At 44.4% G+C, this 19,977-nt stretch carries 16 protein-coding genes and 1 pseudogene; 16 read left to right on the top strand and 1 reads right to left on the bottom strand.

All coding sequences use genetic code 11. The features are described 5' to 3' along the window. Positions 1–39 precede the first annotated feature (39 nt). The 14 genes and pseudogenes from C5O23_RS06600 (at position 40) to C5O23_RS06535 (ending at position 14,171) form a co-directional block, all read left to right on the top strand. The gene (locus tag C5O23_RS06600) at positions 40–1,017 is read left to right on the top strand and encodes a glycosyltransferase family 2 protein (RefSeq protein WP_107032162.1); all 978 of its coding nucleotides are present in this window, start codon (positions 40–42) and stop codon (positions 1,015–1,017) included. Positions 1,018–1,060: 43 nt separating this feature from the next. Then, a pseudogene (locus C5O23_RS06595) lies at positions 1,061–1,816 on the top strand (glycosyltransferase family 32 protein); the annotation flags it as partial. Then, positions 1,813–2,763, top strand: coding sequence for a glycosyltransferase family 2 protein (locus C5O23_RS06590; protein WP_107032160.1), 951 nt, complete (start codon positions 1,813–1,815; stop codon positions 2,761–2,763). The pseudogene C5O23_RS06595 and the gene C5O23_RS06590, both read left to right, overlap by 4 nt. After that, positions 2,730–3,779: an acyltransferase family protein gene (locus tag C5O23_RS06585; protein ID WP_107032159.1), complete on the top strand. Its 1,050-nt coding sequence runs from the start codon at positions 2,730–2,732 to the stop codon at positions 3,777–3,779. The genes C5O23_RS06590 and C5O23_RS06585 overlap by 34 nt, the downstream gene beginning before the upstream one ends. Continuing rightward, on the top strand, positions 3,761–4,750 hold the full coding sequence (locus C5O23_RS06580) for a glycosyltransferase family 2 protein (RefSeq protein WP_107032158.1): 990 nt from the start codon (positions 3,761–3,763) through the stop codon (positions 4,748–4,750). Before C5O23_RS06585 ends, C5O23_RS06580 begins: the two co-directional genes overlap by 19 nt. Continuing rightward, positions 4,729–5,622 (top strand): acyltransferase family protein, encoded by an 894-nt coding sequence (locus C5O23_RS06575; RefSeq protein ID WP_107032157.1) that lies wholly within the window; start codon positions 4,729–4,731, stop codon positions 5,620–5,622. The genes C5O23_RS06580 and C5O23_RS06575 overlap by 22 nt, the downstream gene beginning before the upstream one ends. 4 nt (positions 5,623–5,626) lie before the next feature. Continuing rightward, complete coding sequence (locus tag C5O23_RS06570; protein WP_107032156.1) at positions 5,627–6,739, top strand: glycosyltransferase family 4 protein; 1,113 nt, start codon at positions 5,627–5,629, stop codon at positions 6,737–6,739. Next, positions 6,736–8,133 carry a hypothetical protein gene (locus tag C5O23_RS06565; RefSeq protein ID WP_107032155.1) on the top strand — a complete coding sequence of 466 codons (1,398 nt, stop codon included), beginning with the start codon at positions 6,736–6,738 and terminating at the stop codon, positions 8,131–8,133. The genes C5O23_RS06570 and C5O23_RS06565 overlap by 4 nt, the downstream gene beginning before the upstream one ends. Before the next feature lie 16 nt (positions 8,134–8,149). Next, positions 8,150–9,253, top strand: a complete 1,104-nt coding sequence (locus C5O23_RS06560) for a glycosyltransferase (RefSeq protein WP_107032154.1) — start codon at positions 8,150–8,152, stop codon at positions 9,251–9,253. Between the two features lie 240 nt (positions 9,254–9,493). Then, entirely contained in the window at positions 9,494–10,630 is a 1,137-nt protein-coding gene (locus C5O23_RS06555; RefSeq protein WP_107032153.1) for a glycosyltransferase, read from the top strand. A gap of 155 nt (positions 10,631–10,785) precedes the next feature. Continuing rightward, entirely contained in the window at positions 10,786–11,205 is a 420-nt protein-coding gene (locus C5O23_RS14610; RefSeq protein ID WP_205743431.1) for an LbetaH domain-containing protein, read from the top strand. Beyond that, the gene (locus C5O23_RS06545) at positions 11,198–12,103 is read left to right on the top strand and encodes a glycosyltransferase family 2 protein (protein WP_107032151.1); all 906 of its coding nucleotides are present in this window, start codon (positions 11,198–11,200) and stop codon (positions 12,101–12,103) included. Before C5O23_RS14610 ends, C5O23_RS06545 begins: the two co-directional genes overlap by 8 nt. An 85-nt stretch (positions 12,104–12,188) precedes the next feature. After that, positions 12,189–12,977, top strand: coding sequence for a glycosyltransferase family 2 protein (locus C5O23_RS06540; RefSeq protein ID WP_107032150.1), 789 nt, complete (start codon positions 12,189–12,191; stop codon positions 12,975–12,977). A gap of 12 nt (positions 12,978–12,989) precedes the next feature. After that, positions 12,990–14,171: a tyrosine-type recombinase/integrase gene (locus C5O23_RS06535; protein WP_133166519.1), complete on the top strand. Its 1,182-nt coding sequence runs from the start codon at positions 12,990–12,992 to the stop codon at positions 14,169–14,171. Between the two features lie 130 nt (positions 14,172–14,301). On the opposite strand, the gene C5O23_RS06530 is transcribed toward C5O23_RS06535, so the two are convergent. Then, positions 14,302–15,951, bottom strand: coding sequence for a glycoside hydrolase family 43 protein (locus C5O23_RS06530; RefSeq protein ID WP_107032148.1), 1,650 nt, complete (start codon positions 15,949–15,951; stop codon positions 14,302–14,304). A gap of 230 nt (positions 15,952–16,181) precedes the next feature. Here C5O23_RS06530 and C5O23_RS06525 point away from each other — a divergent pair, with 230 nt between their 5' ends. Next, a complete protein-coding gene (locus tag C5O23_RS06525; RefSeq protein ID WP_107032147.1) occupies positions 16,182–17,627 on the top strand; it encodes a coiled-coil domain-containing protein in 1,446 nt (481 codons plus the stop codon). 100 nt (positions 17,628–17,727) lie between these two features. Further along, complete coding sequence (locus tag C5O23_RS06520) at positions 17,728–19,911, top strand: DPP IV N-terminal domain-containing protein (RefSeq protein ID WP_107032146.1); 2,184 nt, start codon at positions 17,728–17,730, stop codon at positions 19,909–19,911. Positions 19,912–19,977: the final 66 nt, after the last annotated feature.

Below are 19,977 nucleotides of genomic sequence, written 5' to 3'. Positions count from 1 at the left end.
TTAATTTTCAAGAGTTACTTATCCTTAGTATAGAATATAATGTCTGCAAAATTATCTGTAATAATTCCGGTTTATAACGTTGAATTATATTTAGAAAAATGTATCCGGAGCGTTATTAATCAAAGTTATAGAGATTTGGAAATTATCCTTGTAGATGATGGCGCGACAGACTCGTCCGGGATGATTTGTGATAGGTATGCCGAGGTCGATTCAAGAATTAGAGTGTTGCATACATCTAACGGCGGTTTATCAGTAGCTCGAAATAATGGATTGAAAATTGCAAAAGGAGAATATATTACATTTGTTGATTCTGATGATTATTTACTGTCTGATACTATTTATGAAGATTGTATAAAGATATTATATTCAGATCAACGATTGGAGTGTATTCAATTTTCGTATCACAGGGTTGGAATTGATGGAAATATTTTAAATACTCATACGTGCGAAGCAACAGAATATTTCGGGCGAAATATTTTCTTTGAAAAACTGGAAAATGTATCAGGATCTTGTGCTTTTTCAATACAAGACCCAGTTTGGAATAAGTTATATCGAAAAAGAGCAATCGGTGATATTTTATTCCGGCCGGGAGTAAAATTTGAGGATGCGATCTTTACCATGGACGTTCTTATGAGCCTTAGAGGTGGGATAAAACTTATTCCAAATATTGGTTATGCCTATGTGGAAAATCCGAATTCTATTATGGGTGAGAAACTTACGTTGTCTAAGGCAACGGACGCAATTAATTCAAACCTGCATGTATTTGAGCAAGCTGTTGAATTGATCAACGGAATAAACCGTCAGATATGCTCAGATTATCTGTGCAAGATATTTTATGAGATCCATTGTCTTTCCAAACTGAATGGATTGCAATTTGATAAAAATATATTTAGACGTGTTGACTCTTATGCACATGACTTTGGGAGTATTCTAAAATGTTCTAGTATCCGGAATAAGGTGATAATGACACTTTTGAAGTTTTTTGGAGGGGAAAAGAGTTTGAAAATAATGAACTAAATTGCATAAAAGTAAGTCCTGTTGGTAGAAAAGAAATAAAGAAGAAATGATACCTAAAATAATACATTACAGTTGGTTTAGCGGAGACAAATATCCTGAGGATATTGAACGTTATATCTGCCGGTGGAAAGAATTGCTACCTGGATATGAATTTGTGCTTTGGGATATGGCTCGATTGGAAAAAGAGATTGACTCTGATTTTGTCAAAGAAGCAATTTCTCAGCGTAAATGGGCTTTTGCTGCCGATTATACTCGCTTGTTTGCGATCAATAAATATGGAGGCATCTGGTTTGATACGGATGTTGAATTATTTAAGAATATTGATGATCTGCTTGATTGCGATTGTTTTATCGGAAAGGAAAGTTGGGTTAACAATGATGGATTTGTATATCTGACGTCTCATTTTATGGGTGCGGTTAAGGGGCATCAATTTATAAAAGAGAGCCTTGACTATTATAATGATCGTCATTTTATTGTTGGGACAAATTCTGATGGCAAACCTATCATGGATCAGACTATGATTTCTCAGATGCAATCTGAAATAGCTCTGAAATATGGACTTGACAGACGAGAGAAATCAAAAGACAAAGCTCAGATATTGACGAATGGAGTCAAAATTTATCCTTCATATTGTTTTTGCCGTCCACTTTACACATCGATGAAAAAAGTATATGCAATTCATCGTGTCGCAGGAGCATGGCGCGACAAAGAGATTAATCCAAAATCAATGACAGATCCTAAAAAACTTACTTTTAGAGTGATTGTTTGGAGAATGCTTCATTTAATTGGATTGAAATGATATCTATAATCGTACCGGTTTATAATGCTTCTCGGTATATTGAAGATTGTATAAGAAGCGTACTTTCTCAAACATTCAGAGACTGGCAGTTGATTCTTGTCGATGATGGCTCGACAGATAATTCAGCTGAGTTGATAAACAATTATCTTTCAGATCCACGATTGAAATATATTTACAAGTCTAATTCGGGTGTCACTGAAACACGCTGGCAAGGGCTATCAAAGGCAGATGGTGATCTGATCATGTTTCTCGACGCAGACGATATGCTCGCGCCCGGCGCATTGGACATTGTAAATGATTGTTTTGATAACAGCATTGACATCCTTGTTTTTAAAATGCAATCAGTTGCCAATTCCAACCAAGTCATGGATGTTAATGATGATTATGTCTGCGAAAATATTTCGGGTGACAGGATTATACAACTTGACATGATATTGAGTGGTAAAATACTTTCATGTGTATGGGGTGGAGCGTATCGGCATTCGATTATTTCAGACTGTAAAGATATATTCTGTAACAGACTTAGAATTGGAGAGGATACAATGTTTAATCTTGAACTTGCCACTAAAAAGCCACTGCGGATAAGAACAGTTTCGGCCGAATTATACGCCTATCGGTGCAATCCAGAGTCTGTTACACGTTCGGTTAATCCGGCTAAGTTTGATGCCGTCAAGGATGCGATAGATTATCTGGATAAATATGCGCTTCGGAATCCTGATATCAGCAGCCGGCTTTCCGGAAGCAAGGCTTTCAGAAAATTGTTGTTATGGTCCACCTTTATGTTTCATCCGGAAAATGAATATTATATGGATAAAAATATCCGCCGGGATATGAGGCGACTTTACTCCAAAGCTTTTACCAGACTATATTCATATTTAAGAGTCTACCTATTTGTTGACCTGTTTCTTAGCTCATGGCTCTCTCAAAAACTGATAAATCGCCAATAAATTCGAAAGGGCGTATAATCTGGCTTGATATAGTCAAGCTGTTTGCCATCGTGTTAGTTGTCTACGGTCATTGTATTCAACAGTTTGATGGGAACTATCTTGAATCATCATTGTTCGTGGCCATATATTCTTTCCATATGCCGATGTTCATGATGCTTTCCGGTTATATGTTGGACTATAATAAACTTCTAAATTGGAAAGGTGTACTGGCTAAACGGTTATATCAGTTAATATTTCCTTCAATATTTTGGCTCACAATTGCATATGTGATAAAGGGTGCCCTTGATATTTCGCAGTTGTCATTATCAAGGGCATTATGGTTTGGCTTATGGTTTTTGAAAAGCCTGTTTGTCTGTACAATTCTTTTGGTTGTTCCGCAACAAATTTTTAGGCATAAGTATATTTCGTTGACTATTTCACTAATTTTAAGCCAGATCACGGTTTTCATTCCTCATCTTTGGTTTCTTCAGCTCAATGTAATGCTTCCAAGTTTAATGGCTGGTATGTTTGTCAAAGATATATTTGTAAAATCAAAGAAACAGACTGTTATAATCACAATTGTATCGTTTATTGTTTTTTTATTTTTACTGCATTCTTTTGATAAAGACATTCTCTATCCTAACATGTTCCTGATGTTATCAGATAATTGGATTGACCAATATTATATACAGTTATATAAGTTAATTATTGGTATTTCCGGTGGAATTTCCATTTTGGGGCTATTTAAGATCCTTTTTGAGTCGGCAGAAATCAAAATTATTAAGCGTCTTTCTGCATTGGGGCGCTTTACGCTTGAGATTTATATCCTCCAATCTTTGATTCTGGAGGTGCTGTTATCTCATTATCTTGAGATTTCGCCGGATAATTATGGCGATTATATATGGCTGATATATATATCATTATCTATTATTGTTATTGCTATTTCCTTCTGCTTGGCTAAAATTCTTTCCAGGTGTGGACTGGACTGGACATTTAATTTTAACAAGATAAAATCACTATGCCTGAAGTTTCAGTAATAGTCCCTGTATATGGTGTCGAAAAATACATAGACAAATGTATTAAGAGCATCATTGATCAGAGTTTTAAGTCTTGGGAGTTGATATTGATTGACGATGGTTCTCCGGATCAATCGGGAGCTATTTGTGATAAATATGCCGAAAAGGATCAACGTATCAAAGTGATACATAGTGAAAACAACGGTGTCAGCCATGCCCGGAATATTGGCTTGGATAATGCCAAAGGTCGTTATGTAGTGTTTGTTGACAGTGATGATTGGGTAGATCCGTCTTATCTGCAGAACCTGATAGAAAGGAGTTCTGCTGATGACACTGTGGTTTATGGTAATGTGATAAATGACTATTCGGACCAACGAAACTCTGTTGTTTCATTTTCTTATGAAGACGGTCAAAATATCAATCTGGATAATGATGTTGACCTTATAGTCAAATATCGGTTGCCGGAAAACGGTTTTCCGATAGCAAAGCTATTTTCGAGGGAGATAATCGAACAATATAAACTTCGATTTGACGAGACTCTTTCTTATCATGAGGATCATTTGTTTGTATTGAATTATTTGCGATATGTTAAGTCAGTCAGGCTAAGTGATAGTCCGGACTACCACTATGAACATCGGAATGGAGTCTCTTCTCTGAGTAAGCGTCGACATCCTGCAGATAAACTTATCAATGCTTCCGAGAAGTTGTTGACTGCCATTGAACAGGGTAATAACCGTTGGAAGATCGTTGATAAAAGATATCTTGCCAGACTTTATACCTTTTTAGGCTTGAATCAATTGATGCTGGCATTGAAAAATGCAACAGCAGAAAACATCTGCTCGGTTGGTATAGCCATGCGCCGTTACAAGTCGCTCTTTAAAAATTATTATACTCCAAACCATCGGGTTTATCGGGTTATACCGATATTCATATCCTTGTATGGCGAGTATTTGATGAAACCAATATTGCAATGGAAAGAAAAACGTTCATAGATGTCGCTAAAGGAATTGCGATGATTCTGGTGGTTATGCAGCATATTGGAGCGCCACAAGATATCGGACTTCAATTCTTGTGCAAACTTGATGTCCCGATTTTCTTTTTGTGTAGCGGATGGTTGGCATATAAGCAGAACATCAATCTTATTGATAGTTTGAAAAAAGCATTTACCAGGCTGCTGGTACCCTTTATTTTAGCTTGTCTGGCTGCCTCAATGTTCTATAAAGAAAATTGTATTGAGATTTTTATTAGTTCAGGTAAACATGGATATTGGTTTTTGGAAGCTCTATTTCTAATGTTTATAATATTTTGGGGCATATACCGTACTACGTGGTCGCTGATTGGAGGGGCTATTATCGTTGAGATCGCCTTACTGGCAATTACAAAATATGCACCGGACAGTATTAATGATATTTTGGTAATTCCATATCTTTCAAGGTATTTTCCATGCTTTATAGCTGGATCGGTATTACGATTATATAATATGGAAAATATCAATAAATGGGTGAGTTGTAGTTTCCTATGTATTGCATTAGTCGGATTGGCATATAGTATGGAGTCAACTAACATATCGTTTATATTTCATGTATGCGGATATCTTTGTGGTGCTGTCATAGCATTCTTTGTGATAAAAGGATTTGAACATAATTTGCCTTGTAATAGATGGATAGGGTATGTAGGTAGATACTCATTGAATGTGTATATATTGCATTTTTATTTTGTCCCCTACATTCCGCGTATGAGTGATTGGTTTATTGTTAATTTAGCCTTAGTGCTTACAATTGCTATTATGGTTGTAATCATATCGATTGTTGTTGGCAAGATTCTGACTTATACCACACCATTAGATAAAGTATTAACTCCTTGATATAATGAAAATAGCAGTCTCAGCTGATTGTTTTGCTTCTTTTACGAGTGGTTTCCCAGTCCGGGGAATGATGCTTGAACTTATAAAGCTAAACCCTGAAATTCAATTTCAGCTATATTATACTTTAAGGCCATGGCCGGAAAATTTGGCTGATTTTTATGATGAGATTAATTCCCAACCCAATGTTGAGGTCCGATATTTTAAGGATTCTCGTAAAGTGATAGCGTTGAAACGGCTTTTGGGATTAAAATATGTTGAGTTTGATAATGATGTTGCGTGTTTCTTAAATCCTGGGAATCCGGAATACATTAGAGGATTTCATGGCCCGACAATCTGTTCTCTGGCTGACTTATCGACTATAAAAGGAATAAGTACAAATCGGCATGCGCTGTTTTTTAAATATTGGGGGCGAGTGACTTGGGAATACATATTGCCGACATTTTCAAAAATTGTCACAATTTCGGATTATACAAAGCGAGATGTTATCGAATTTTTCCCTAAAGTAAAGAATAAACTTATAACGATCCATAATGGCATTTCAACCATATGGTTTGATGAATCATGTGAAGCTTCAGATGGCCAGTTGGAAAGGCTTGGAGTTCCTCGCTCATATTTTATCTGGTGGGGATTTGTTTCGAGGCGTAAGAATATATCTAATCTCATAGCGGCATATAAAAAGGCGCGTAAAAGTAATCCGGACTTACCAAAGTTGTTGTTAGTTGGAGCTATTGCAGATCATATGTCGGAAATAAAAAAAGAATTGGATGATGATATCGTTAACATACCATTTCAGAATGATGCTGTTTTGAAATCTCTTGTTAAAAACAGTAGAGGTCTGATTTTTCCGTCATGGTATGAAGGTTTTGGATTGCCGGTCATAGAAGCTTTTTCACAGGGAGTAAATGTCGCTTGTTCGAACATAACATCTTTACCGGAAGTCGCTGGTGGACATGCAATACTATTTGATCCTGCTTCGATTGATGAAATGGCAGATGCTATCATTCGTCTTTCTCGGCATGAATCAAAATCTCAGGTATTAATTGATTATGCACGACAGTTCAGCTATAGGCGTGCTGCTGAAAACTATATGCGGATAATAAAAGAAATCGCCGTATGATCTGGTTCTTATTGCAAAAAATCGGATTTTATACTTTTGTAGGGCTGACATTATACTTTGTCAGCAAACGCCAGTCGTTAAACCTGCTTAAGCTCTATTTCTGGGGAATGACTTTTACGTTCTGTTACCAGTATGCGATAACAATCTGGTTTCCGACAAAAGTTATTGTATTAGGAATGATGTGGTGCCTTATGATGTATGGATCTGAAAAGCGAGATAGTGAAGTAACTTCGATCGTAAGGCCTCTGATGTCATTTTTCGTAATTATATTGATGTTAGGTGATGTATTGGCTTTAGCTATTTCCGGGGAATATGCCCAGCATATAAGCAAGTTTTCGCGACTGTTCAATACAAATTATACTTATATAACTTCGTTTGCATTACTGTTTTATGGATGTATGATGCCGAGTGGATTTGTTAGAAAAGCATATCCATCATATTGTCTTGCAATGGAAGTTGCGATAGGTTTTGGATTGCTCCATTATTTGTGTCTGAAAGCAGGAATTGAATTTATGCCGATACTTCGTCAAAATGGATCGGTTAATTTAGAAGCTTTAACGGAAGTAGGTGGAGAAGTTGTATATCGAATATATGGAGTAAGTGGAGAACCTAAAAACTTAGGCTTTTTGGTTTGTCCATATGTATTGGTTCTGATTGTAATGTTCGGACAAGGTCATTTCCGCTTTGACAATAAGAAATATCATCTATTGGTCATATTGATCGGCATATTTGTGTTGATTAATACATATTCATCAGCGGTTATTATGAATTTTGCGATTGCAGTTCCGTTGATCTTCCTGTTTTTACCGACGGGCGGCTTAGTTAGAATGATAGCGCCTTATGTAATATGTGCGCTTATCGTTTTTGGAGGGTATTCAATGTTGTCATCGGATACAATTCAAAATAATAATGAACATCAAAATTTTATAGAAGCTCTATATGACCGTTCTTTTGGCCGTGCGCAAAATGAGATGGATGGCGACCGCCAGGAAAGGGTGATTTTGGATTATTATTTTGCTGACCCTGATATATTATCAAAACTTATAGGTTATGGTCCATCCCAATATACCTTTCATATCCCTGGCCAGACAATCGGTAGTGCGCTGATACCGGTTCAGTCCGGATTGGTTTTAACATTAGTTGATTTTGGCTTCATAGGTATAGGTATTTATTGTTGGATCTTTTTAATACTATATCAAATACTTAAAGATTCATACAAGTTTGATAGCATTTATGGAATTGCATTCTCGATTGCCGCATTATCGTCATTTATAGGATCTCTGATGTTCGGATCATTAGTGTCATGTTTTGTATATCTGATGTTGGCGCTATATGCTTTTTATGATTCTGTAGATGATAATGAGGAAATTGAAGAACAAGAGCTGATATATTAAATCTTAGAGTTAGAGAATGAAAAAAGTAGTATTTTGGTGGAACATTCCTTGTGCTGGAATGATTAATGTATTGAAATCATATGCTCAAGATGTTGATAAAGAGGCTATTGTCGTGACTGGCAAATTGAGCGAGTTTCGTAAAGCTATGGGGTGGGATGATGGAGGTAAACTATTTGAAAATCACATCATACTTAGTGATGACGAATGGCATGAGGACGGGAAAAAGATTTTGGATAGATACACAGATAGAATACATCTGTTCAATGGTATCAGTTACCCTGATCGAATGCGAAAATTGATTGATTACGCAATAGAAAATAATATTGCGTTTGCAAATATGTCAGAGGCATATTTTAACCTTGAAAAAGGGTTTCGTAAATTGCTCAAAACAATTTTTATGTCAATTGTTCTTCCGTATAGAATTAGGAGGGTTTCTGAAAACAGTCTGGGTGTAATGTGTCTGTCGGGTTCATCGGATCGAGATCTTAACCAATTTCGGAATTTTGGATTCCGTATGGTATTTCCGTTCGGATATTATACAGATGAGAAGTCCGAATTCCATTATAGCCAGGCTGGCGATGGGAAACTCCATGTTCTTTGTCCGGGTTTGATTGAGCATTATAAGGGGGTGGATATATTGGTTAAAGCTCTTGCAATTGTCAGGGATAAAGGGGTACAAAACTTTGTATGCCATATAACCGGTAAAGGTTCAAAGCAAGATTATATTAAGAATCTGATAAGCCAATTAGGAATTGAAGATAGAGTAAAATTGGAAGGGGTTCTTGATTCAAAAAGATATTCAACATTGCTTTCACAAATAGATATACTTGTTGCTCCTGGCCGAGTAGAACCTTGGGGGATAAGAATAAATGAAGCTATTCAAAGGGGTAATGTTGTGGTTGTCAGTGATGGAATCGGTGCTCATTGCCTTATAAAGGAGTCTGAAGGAGGCGATGTGTTTAAAGCTGGAAATCCAAGCGATCTTGCTGATAAACTGATGCCGTTTCTGATTTCTCAAGATACTCTTGATACAGCCAAGAAGAAAAATTTGGAATATAGAGCAAAGATCAGTTGTCAAGCTCAGGCATTTAGATTGCATGATATTATCAGTCAACTTTAATACATAATCCGGCATAGTCGCTTTGGATTAAGCTAAAGGGGGCGATTATATTTTGATATGTATCTTATTCTTAAAAAATTGTGGTGCTCGTTCTGCTATAACATCTACAATTTCACATCATTCCAGCCTTATTTGCGAGATAATAACGTTGATTTTAGCTCTAATTCTCACGTTGATTTTGAATAGGGGCATTGAGCAGATCAAACAGGTTAAATACATTAATCATATTTTCTGACAAATATGCACATAATTCATTCCGGCCATCTGAATGTTCATTCTGGTGGCCCGGCTTTAAGCACATGGCTTACAATAAAGGGCTTGCGCGAAAAAGGTGTTGATACAGATATCGTAATGCCACCTATCGATCCCGGAGACCAACTTATTGATAAAGCCGCCAAGCCGATTTATTACAGACAGCCTAAATATGGCACATTGGCTTATGTGCCTAAATATGATGAGACAGTTAAATCTATCGGAGATGCAGATCTTTATCATGTCCAGGGAGTCTGGATGTTGCATGGAACACAGCTTGCCCGATATGCAATGAAACATCGGAAGCCATACGTAGTGACGTTGCGGGGGATGTTTTATCCTCAGGCCTTGGCCCATAAAAGGCTATTAAAAATGATAATGCGTAGACTTTATCAGGATCATACTTTGTGTAATGCGGCGGCAGTTCAGGCAACCTGCATTGAAGAAATGGAACACTATCGAGCGCTTGGATTTAAAAATCCGGTAGCTGTAATTCCGAACCCAATCGAGACAGAAGGGCTGATCGACAGACCGATCCCCGAAAAGCCTCAATTCAGGATAGGATATTTGGGCCGTGTTCACCCTCGTAAACGCATTGAACGCCTGATTTACGCTATGGCCGATCTTAGAGAAAAATTGCCTGACGATGCTGAGCTCCTTATAATTGGAGGTGGAGATAACTCCTATGAAAAATTTCTTCATGATGAGGTCTGCCGATTGAACCTATCAAATGTCAAGTTTGCTGGTTTTCTGACAGGAAAAGAGAAGGATGCTGCGATTGATTCATTGTCAATATTGGTGGTTCCATCAGATTATGAAAATTTTGGAAATATTGTAACTGAAGCATTGGTTCATGGAGTTCCGGTTATTGCATCAACAGGAATGCCTTGGCAGGAACTTCCGAAGCACAATTGCGGATGGTGGATTTCAAATGACCAAAATTCAATAAATCAGACTATCCTTAGTGCCTACATGCTGGGGGAAAATAAGTTGAAAACAATGGGCGAAAATGGCCGTGAGCTAATACGCCGCAATTATTCTGTTGAGGCATTGGGGACTAAAATGAAAAATCTATATGAATGGATTCTTGGTATAGCACCAAAACCAGAATTTGTATTTATATAATAAAGTAACATAATATCAATAAAGTTATTATGGAGATTCCAAAATATAAGAATCATCTTTCGTTTGGAAATAAAGTTGGACGATTGTTGTGGGCAATAGCATATATTGTCTTATTCCGTCCTTTTGGGACACGGGTGTTTCGCTTATATCGAAATATGATACTAAGACTGTTTGGGGCTAAACTTCATAAAACGGCAAATGTGCATGCCTCTGTAAGAATTTGGGCGCCTTGGTTTTTGACAATGAAAGAGGGCGCATGCATTGATGACAGGGTTAATTTGTACAATGTCAATATGGTTACTCTTGAAGAATATGCAACAATTTCGCAAGAGTCATTTATTTGCCCTGGGACTCATGATATAAAAAGCCCTGGACATGAAATGATATCATGGCCTATAGTGATTGGAGTTCATGCGTGGGTTGCTGTAAGGGCTTTTGTCGGTCCGGGAGTCAAGATTGGAGATTATGCCGTAGTTGGAGCAGGTGCTGCTGTCTTCAAAGACGTCGAGCCGTGGACGGTTGTCGGTGGGAATCCTGCGAAATTCATTAAGAAACGTGTTATAAAAGATGCTTGATCTTTCAGTCATAATCCTCACAAAGGATGAGGAACTTCACATTGACCGTTGTTTGAAAAACGTGTCGGCTATTGCAAAGGAAATATTCATTATCGACAGTTTTTCAACCGACCGGACGCTTGAGATAGCGAAACGCTACCCGAATGTCACAATCCTCCAGAACAAATGGGTCAACAATTACGCCTATCAGTTCAACTGGGGACTCGAAAACGCCCCGATTACCGGTAAATGGGTGCTCCGGCTGGATGCTGATGAATACCTCTTGCCGGAACTCATCGAGGAAATTAAAGAAAAACTGCCCGACATGCCGGAAAATATATCCGGAATCTCGTTCAACCGCCGCCACATATTCATGGACCGGTGGATGAAACACGGCATTTATCCCGTCACTCTTCTGCGCCTGTTCAGATTCGGCAAAGGCAAATGCGAACAGCGTCTGATGGACGAACACATTCAGATTGATGAAGGTGAAAACATCTGCTTTGAGAATGACTTTTGCGACCACAACCTCAACAATCTCTCGTGGTTTTGTCACAAACATGTCAACTATGCCGTCAGAGAGGCCGCCGATCTGATCGATATCGAAATCGGGCTAACCGGAGCCGCCCAGTCAGACGAAGGCCGCGTGATCAACACTCAGGCCGGCAGCAAGCGGCGGAAGAAACACAGCTATGCCCGCAAGCCGCTGTTCTGGCGATCGTTTGCCTACTTCCTCTACCGCTACTTCGCCAAAGGCGCATGGCGTGACGGAAAGGAAGGTTTCATCTTCACCTTCATACAAGGCTGGTGGTACCGCACTCTTGTCGATGCCAAAGTCTATGAAATCAAGCGCAAATGTGGCAACGACCCCGAAAAAATCACCCGCCTGCTTCGCGAAGAATATGGCGTGAGCCTCTAAAACGCCACCGCCCCCGTCACCCTTCTCCCTCATTGCCAATACACATTTCTTCATACTTGCTGATCACACACAATATTTAACCTCAATGAAAATCTCCATCATCACCGCCACTTATAACAGCGGTGCGACACTGCGCGACACAATGGAGTCAGTGTTGCGACAGACTTACACACAGATCGAGCACATCATAGTCGACGGCGCCTCCACAGACAACACAATGGACATCGTCCGTGAGCTTGAGCCTCTCTACCAAGGCCGTCTGCGCTACGTCAGCGAACCCGACCGCGGCATCTACGACGCCATGAACAAAGGCATCGCAATGGCCACCGGCGACATCATCGGCATCCTCAACTCCGATGACTTCTTCACCGCCGACTCGATCGTGGCCACCCTTGCCGCCGAACTCGCCGATCAGGAAATCGATGCCGTCTATGCCGACGTCCACTACGTCGACGACTCCGATCTCAGCCGCAGTGTCCGCTACTACTCCTCCCGCACCTTCCGCCCCTGGATGATGAAACTCGGCTTCCAGCCCGCCCATCCCACCTTCTACTGCCGCAAGAGCGTCTACGACCGCCACGGCAGCTTCGACATCAACTTCCGCGTCGCCGCCGACTTTGAACACCTCCTTCGTCTGATCTACATCCAGCGCATCCCCACCCGCTACATCCCGCTTGACTGCGTGGCCATGCGCACCGGCGGCGCCTCCACCTCCGGTCTCAAAAGCCACCTGTGCATCCTCTCAGACCACCTCAAGGCCTACCGCAAAAACGGCGTCAACTCCAACCTCTTCCTCGACGCTTCCCGCTACGTCTACAAAGTCGGCGAAGTCCTCAACTCAAAAGTCCGGAGTATCCCATCAGCTATAAATTAGATAATTCTCTGAATGTTTTCGATTACGGCTCGATTTCGAAAGTCGCGGACTGAGGGTGTGGCCGGGGCGGTCTATTATGTGATCCGGGAGGGGTCGGCTGAGCGCAATGTCACAAGTGTGGTCAGAGGGGCTGATGAACGTGTGCTTCTTACGGCCCGCCGGCAGATTGTCTGCGATCTGAAGAGTATCTATTGTGTTATCGAGCATCTGTCCGAGAGCCGAGGGCAGGTGACTCTTGATGAGGTGGCCGATGAGAGTCGCCGATTGTTTGCCGGAGATAATCCGTATCTTGACCGGATCAGGAGTTGTGGAGAGCATTTCCCTATTAAAAGCGATATTGCTACCGTAGGCCGTGACTTTCGTGATGATTTCGAGCCTCAGGCTCCGCGGCCGGAAGACTCTGACCGCAGTCTTCTGCTGGGATATATCGATTCGCTGATAGCCGGATATCGGCTTCAGGGAAAGGGTTTTGCCAATACTTTGCGTAGCCTCAGACTCAGTCTGTCAGGGTTTCTTGGCGGAGCGGAGGTGCATGTAAGTGAGGTCAGTCCGGATCTGATCATGGACTATAGCCGTTATCTTCAGGGCCGCCGTGTGGCGCCGTCGACTGTGTCTTTTTATATGCGCGGACTGAGGTCGGTGCTCAATCAGGCCAGGGAGGCCGGGCTGACTGATCTCGAATTCAATTGGCCGGCCAATGTGGACATCAGTGTGGACCACAGTCAGAAAAGCACCCGCATAAAGTCGCTTGATGCCGCCATGATCCGAAAGATTGCAGATGCAGACTTGTCGTCAGAAGGCAATCTGGCCTTTGTGCGTGATGTGTTCATGTTCTGTTTCTATGCTCATGGGCTGGAACTTGTCGATGTGGCCAATCTCAGGGTGGAAAATCTTCGTGGCGATGTCCTTTCATACCGACGGCGTCTGAAGGGTAAAGCCGTTGAGGTGAAGCTCGGTGAAAAGGCTATGGCGATAGTGCGCAGATATGCCGAGGCCGGGAATCCTTACATATTCCCGATGTTGCAGCGCAAGGGTAAGGCATATTCTTTTACATATGTCCGCGATGAATTTTCGAAGGCTATGAAGAGGATAGGCCATGCTGTAGTCTCGCCTGTCAGTCTGACGTTCGGAATGAGCCGCTATTCCTGGCTTGCCATCATGGCTGCGTCAAATGTTGCGGAGATGATAGTCTGAACCGTAGCTGCGGCGTTCATTCTAATCAGCTGCTACAATAAAATCAGCCGACGGCCTTGAAAATTAGGCTGTCGGCTGATTCTGTTTCGGTGGTGGACGGAAACCGGTCATTGGGTGATGGCTGAACCATCTATTCAAGCCCTCCGGCCGGTCCGTCATGGCGATAGATGAAGTTGCCGAACCAGACCCGTCCTGAGGTTGGGGCCGGTGATAACGGTTGTGCCGCATCTCTGACTGAGTAGGCATAGATGCCTGGACGGATACCTTTCCAGAACCCAGGTTGCATCGCAAATGGCTCACCCAGCGGTGCGTAGCTATTGCCGTCAAGTGAATAGCTGAAATGGAAGTCATCAGAGGTGGTGTCGGCTGTCAGACGCAGGAAGATCTGCTGCTGTCCGTCAAGGAGTTCGGAGGCCGAAAGAGGTCTGCTGAACACTACTGAGCTGTCGGCTTCTACATAAAGCGATGCCGCAGGCTTTCCGGCAGTGCCGCCGATCATGATACCCGCACCGTGAAACTGCTTGCCGATACATTCCAGGCCAGCACGTTCACCCGGAGTCATGGCGCTGAAATCGAGGGTCACTGTAGCCTCTGAGCGGTAGCCCATGAGCTTCTGGGTCAGCTGGTTTTTAGCATTGCGGAGGATGTCGGCAGGCTGAGGCTTTATCTCAAACCATCCGGGGCGGGCTGACAGAGAATAGTAAGCCGTGTCGGGATTATGGTTGAACTGCCATTGCAGCCCGACAGAGGGGGTGGAGAAATCGTCAGACGATTGCGGAGCCGAGGGGACACAGTCTGCAGCTATGGCAGGCTTGCGGCAGATCTTCATAGGTTCGCCGACACCGTTGCCGTCATAGTCGGTGCCGATTGCCGGAAAGCCGTCGTGCCACTCCACGGGTTGCAGATGTATCACGCGCCCGCGGGTACCGGCGTTCTGAAAGTGGTAGAACCACCATTCTTGACCGTCAGGAGTATCCACCAGCGCGCCCTGATGAGGACCGTTGATGTCAGTCGAGCCTTTTTCGTGGACACGGCGTGACTCATATGGACCATAGACATCCTTTGAGCGAAGAATGGTCTGCCATCCAGTGCTGACACCGCCTTCAGGAATGCTGATGTAGTAATAGCCGTCTTTTTTGAACATCTTCGGACCCTCTGCCACCGGGCCTTTGTAGACCGTAGTGCCCTCGTCGAGCAGGCTGCGGCCGTCAGGACTCATGCGGTGGATGATAATAGGTCCTGCACGGTGACGGCTGCGCACCAGATAGGCCTCGCCGTTGTCATCCCAGAAAGGGCAGGGGTCTTCCCACTTCTCGATGCCCTTGACCAGGTGCAGGGGTTCCCAGGGACCGGCCGGATCAGTGGCAGTGGTCATGAAAAGGCCCTCGTAGGGTGTGCAGACAAAAATATAGAACTTTCCGTCGTGATAGCGTAGCGCCGGAGCCCAGGTGCCTTCGGCGTATTTTGACATATCGGAATAGCCAGGCAGGTCGATGCGGTCATATACCCGGCCTATAATGCGCCAGTTGACCATGTCGGTCGATTCGAGGATAGGCATGCCCATAAAATGGAACTCCGAGCATGTCATGTAGAAGCGGTCGCCAACACGGATGATGTCAGGGTCGGAATAATCGGCGTTGAGCACCGGGTTGGCAAATGTCCCGTCGGCCAGGTCGCCCCAACGCAGGTCAGGAACAGAATCGGCAGCCTTTAAATCGGCTCCGGCCATCCCGGCAGGCAGTATGAATGCTGAGATCAGAGACAGAATGATTTTTCTCATGGTCTGGATGAATACAGTGCGTGATAGATTGAATGCAATGCAAATTTAGTCATTTTTTTGCGCCAGGAGGGTATTTCCACCGCAATTGTGTGGCATTTTGGAAATTTTCAGTTAACTTTGCAATGGAGTGGCATGCCTTCACAGAGCCTCAGGCCACCTCCGCCGTTCAATTATCAATACCTCGGCCTTTAAGTCAACTACCTTAAAACCGGTAAAACCACAGTGCAAATATGTCAATGATGACACTTCTGCGTCGGGCATTCGGCTTTTCGCCCGACAGTGAGGAGGAAGAAGAGGACTATGATCCCACCGTCCCCACATATGCCGCCGGAGATTCCCGGCAGGCACAGCCGTCGCGTGAAACGGCTGTGGCTGCCAGTGCGGACAACGCTTCTATGCCTGCCGTGGCTGCAGCTACGGCTGTCGAGACTGCGGACAACGCCGCTCTTCCGGCCGCTCTGTTCGATGCCGTGATCGAGGTGTTCAACAGTGCACAGCCTGATTTCATCAAAAAGTGTCTCGACACCGAAGCCCAGCGCAAATTTCTGATCGAATCCATTGACAGCCGTCTCAGAGAGCAGGCCGAACAGGCCATGCGCACATCTGCCAACCAATGGAAGGACGAGAAAAGCCGGCTCGAAGCCCGCATCTCGGAGCTTGAAGGTGATGACAATGCCATGACTGTTCTCCGCAAAGAAAATAGCAGACTGCAGCTGAGTGTCGACCGCCAGAAGCGCGCCCTGCTTGACCGAATCAATGATTTGGAATCGCAGCTTGCAAAGCAGGCCGAAGAAAAAGAGCGGTTCTACAGTCGCCGTAAGCCCAGCGTGCTTGAAGAGGAACTAACCCAGGCCAAGTCGCGGATTGAGGAGCTGGAAGCTACCGTGGCTGAAAAGGAAGAACAGAAGAAAGCCGCAGGTGGTGATGATATTCAGACCGAAGCGGAGGTCATGGAAAGCCCGGACGCACGTGAGGAACTGGTAGCGGAACATGAGCGCCGGATTGCTGAACATGAAAGCCTGATAGCCGAGCGCGATCAGAAGATAGCCGAACTCACAGCCGAGTGCGGCAAGCTCCGTGAGGAAGCCGCCCGTCAGTCGACTCTGCGCGAGCAGCTCGAAGTCAAGACTTCGATGAGCGACAACATGATCAACGATCTGCGCAATCAGGCAGCCGCGGCCCGTCGAGAACTTGAGACAATGCAGCAGGAGCAGCTTCAGGCCGTGGAGCATATACAGAAAGAACTCGACGGATTTGAAGAACTCAAAGCCCGGAAAGATGCCAAGATTGCAGAACTTCAGGAATCTAACGCATCACTTCGCCGCACCATAGAGACAAACCTCTACAACCAGGCCAACAGTGAGATGCGTCTGCGCAAACAGATCAAGGAACTTCAGTCGAAACTTGACTCTACCGCCACTGCCGTGGAATCAGCTCCTGAATATGCCCGTCCGGCCGACCAGGGCCTTGAAATAGGCTTCGATGACGCGCCTAAGGCTCCGGAGAAGCAGAGCCAGCAGCGAAGAAGAGGCCGCCCGCGAAAAGTGAAAATAGACAGCTCGCTCGACAATACCGAATGGTTTTCAGAAGGCAAGCATGACGATCCGGATTTCGGTTATCATGAACCTCCCCGCAAACCGGCCAATGACAACGAAGCCCAGCTGTCGCTCTTCTGACAAAGAAAAATCAACAGGTTTTCAGTGCCTTACCGTATGCTGACAGCCGAATGGCTGAATGAAAATAAAATATTGAGATCAAATACATTCGAAATCAGTGATGAAAAAGATAATATCATGTTTCATGGCCGCTGCCGCTGTTCTGCCGGTCAGCGCCGGAATCTCCGATGATGCCGCGATGGCCCCCTACGTCTATCCGGAAAACTCACCCGCGCGTGTAGCCGCTCCAGCCTACATGCCTGACGGGCAGAGCTATCTAGAACTGTCGTCAGACAGAAAGCGCATTGTGAAGTTCGACAGTCGCACCGGTAAAGAACTGGAGACCGTCATGGACGTGACCCACACACGTGAGACAACAATCCCTGAGATTGAAAATTTCATACTCAGCCCTGACGGGACAAAACTGATAGTAGGCCGCGAGCGCAAGATGATCTATCGCCGCTCGTCGATGTCGAAATTCTACGTCTATAATATCCGTACCCGTCAGCTTCATCCGCTGTCAGAGAAATTCGAGCGCCAGCAGGCCCCGCAGTTCTCGCCTGACGGCCGCATGGTGGCTTTCGTTGCTAATGACAACAATATCCACCTCCATAAGATAGACTTCAAGACCGAAGTCGATGTCACCACTGACGGAAAGCCCGGACAGATTATCAACGGAGTGCCCGACTGGGTTTATGAGGAAGAATTCTCAACCTCTGTGTCAATGGCATGGGCTCCTGACAACATGACTCTCTGCTATATCAAATACAATGAAACCGAAGTACCGGCATTTACATTTCCGCTCTATGAAGGCTCCTGCGACCCGATGACGCAGTATGAATTTTATCCCGGTAGCTTCACTTATAAATATCCTGTAGCCGGAGAGCCTAACTCCAAAGTCAGCGTCCATTCCTACGATGTTGACAACCGCAAGACAAAAAATCTCGACATTCCCGTTTCGAATTTCGAATACATACCCCGTATTGCCTATGGCGGCGCGCCTGACCGTCTGATTGTCACCACGCTCAACCGCGCCCAGACCAGAATGGAACTGTTCAGCATGAATCCGCGCTCCAATGTGGCCAAATCAATCCTCGTGGAGGAAGAGCAGGCCTGGATAGAGCCTTGCACTTATGAAAATCTGACTCTCAACGCCGATAATTTTGTAGTGCTCTCGGCCCGCAGCGGGTATGTGCATGCCTACCAGTACACCTATTCCGGAGCCCTGACCCGCACCATCACCAGCGGAGATTTCGAAGTGACAGCCTACTACGGCACCGACGCCAAGGGCAATCACTATGTGCAGTCCACAGCCACCGGACCGATCAACAGAGTAGTCTCCAGGATTGATGCCAAGGGAGTGATGAAGCACATAAGCCCGGAGAAGGGCTGCGCATCGGCCTGGTTCAATCCCGGCAAGAGCGTCTATACCCTCAACTACAGCAGCTCGACTCACCCGCCGGTCTACACCTTATATAATATAGACGGCAAGCAGCAGCGCGTGATTGAAGACAATGCCGCAGTGGCTTCGCGTTACGGTGCGGCTCCGAAAAAAGAATTCACAACCATCCGCACCGATGAGGGAATCGAACTCAACGCCTATATTATCAAGCCGTCCGATTTCAGCCCCTCGCGCCGCTATCCCGTGATTCTCCATCAGTACAGTGGCCCCGGCTCACAGCAGGTGCTCGACTCCTGGAGCATGGACTGGATGCAGTATGCCGCCAAGAAAGGCTATATAGTGATCTGTGCCGACGGACGTGGCACCGGAGGTCGCGGACGTCAGTGGGAAACCATAGTCTACAAGCGTCTGGGTCATTATGAGACCATAGATATGCAGGGCGTAGGCCGCTGGGCCGCGCGTCAACCCTATGTCGACGGCAAGCGGATAGGCATCTGCGGCTGGAGCTACGGCGGCTACGAGACGCTGATGTGTGTGACTACCGGCTCTTCTCCTTTTGCCGCGGCAGTGGCTATAGCGCCTGTGACCGACTGGCGCTTCTATGACAGCATATACACCGAACGCTATATGCTGACACCGCGTGAAAACGAAGACGGTTATAAGGCCTCCGCTCCGATCAACGCCGTGGGTGGCCTTGAAGTGCCTGTGCTGATCATGCACGGAACTGCTGATGACAATGTGCATTTCAAGAATACAGTCCAGTTCACGTCGGCTCTTCAGGCTGCCGGCAAATGGTGTGATCTGTTCATATATCCCAACATGAACCATTCGATCAATGGCTGCGGGGCCCGTCTGTCAGTCTACTCCCGGATGCTTGACTACTTCGACCGTAACATGCGCTGAACGAGGTGAAAGCATGGCGTAACGAAACTTTAACACATTCTGAATTGTTGATTAGCACGGTCACTA

Source organism: Duncaniella muris, from assembly GCF_003024805.1.
GTDB lineage: Bacteria > Bacteroidota > Bacteroidia > Bacteroidales > Muribaculaceae > Duncaniella > Duncaniella muris.
Note: the sequence above shows the minus strand (reverse complement) of the source record. Positions and strands in the feature narration are given on the sequence as shown.

Coding starts and splice junctions, on each gene's coding strand:
- C5O23_RS06600 (WP_107032162.1), top strand. CDS start 40: ATGTCTGCAAAATTATCTGTAATAATTCCGGTTTATAACGTTGAATTA.
- C5O23_RS06590 (WP_107032160.1), top strand. CDS start 1,813: ATGATATCTATAATCGTACCGGTTTATAATGCTTCTCGGTATATTGAA.
- C5O23_RS06585 (WP_107032159.1), top strand. CDS start 2,730: ATGGCTCTCTCAAAAACTGATAAATCGCCAATAAATTCGAAAGGGCGT.
- C5O23_RS06580 (WP_107032158.1), top strand. CDS start 3,761: ATGCCTGAAGTTTCAGTAATAGTCCCTGTATATGGTGTCGAAAAATAC.
- C5O23_RS06575 (WP_107032157.1), top strand. CDS start 4,729: ATGGAAAGAAAAACGTTCATAGATGTCGCTAAAGGAATTGCGATGATT.
- C5O23_RS06570 (WP_107032156.1), top strand. CDS start 5,627: ATGAAAATAGCAGTCTCAGCTGATTGTTTTGCTTCTTTTACGAGTGGT.
- C5O23_RS06565 (WP_107032155.1), top strand. CDS start 6,736: ATGATCTGGTTCTTATTGCAAAAAATCGGATTTTATACTTTTGTAGGG.
- C5O23_RS06560 (WP_107032154.1), top strand. CDS start 8,150: ATGAAAAAAGTAGTATTTTGGTGGAACATTCCTTGTGCTGGAATGATT.
- C5O23_RS06555 (WP_107032153.1), top strand. CDS start 9,494: ATGCACATAATTCATTCCGGCCATCTGAATGTTCATTCTGGTGGCCCG.
- C5O23_RS14610 (WP_205743431.1), top strand. CDS start 10,786: ATGATACTAAGACTGTTTGGGGCTAAACTTCATAAAACGGCAAATGTG.
- C5O23_RS06545 (WP_107032151.1), top strand. CDS start 11,198: ATGCTTGATCTTTCAGTCATAATCCTCACAAAGGATGAGGAACTTCAC.
- C5O23_RS06540 (WP_107032150.1), top strand. CDS start 12,189: ATGAAAATCTCCATCATCACCGCCACTTATAACAGCGGTGCGACACTG.
- C5O23_RS06535 (WP_133166519.1), top strand. CDS start 12,990: ATGTTTTCGATTACGGCTCGATTTCGAAAGTCGCGGACTGAGGGTGTG.
- C5O23_RS06530 (WP_107032148.1), bottom strand. CDS start 15,951: ATGAGAAAAATCATTCTGTCTCTGATCTCAGCATTCATACTGCCTGCC.
- C5O23_RS06525 (WP_107032147.1), top strand. CDS start 16,182: ATGTCAATGATGACACTTCTGCGTCGGGCATTCGGCTTTTCGCCCGAC.
- C5O23_RS06520 (WP_107032146.1), top strand. CDS start 17,728: ATGAAAAAGATAATATCATGTTTCATGGCCGCTGCCGCTGTTCTGCCG.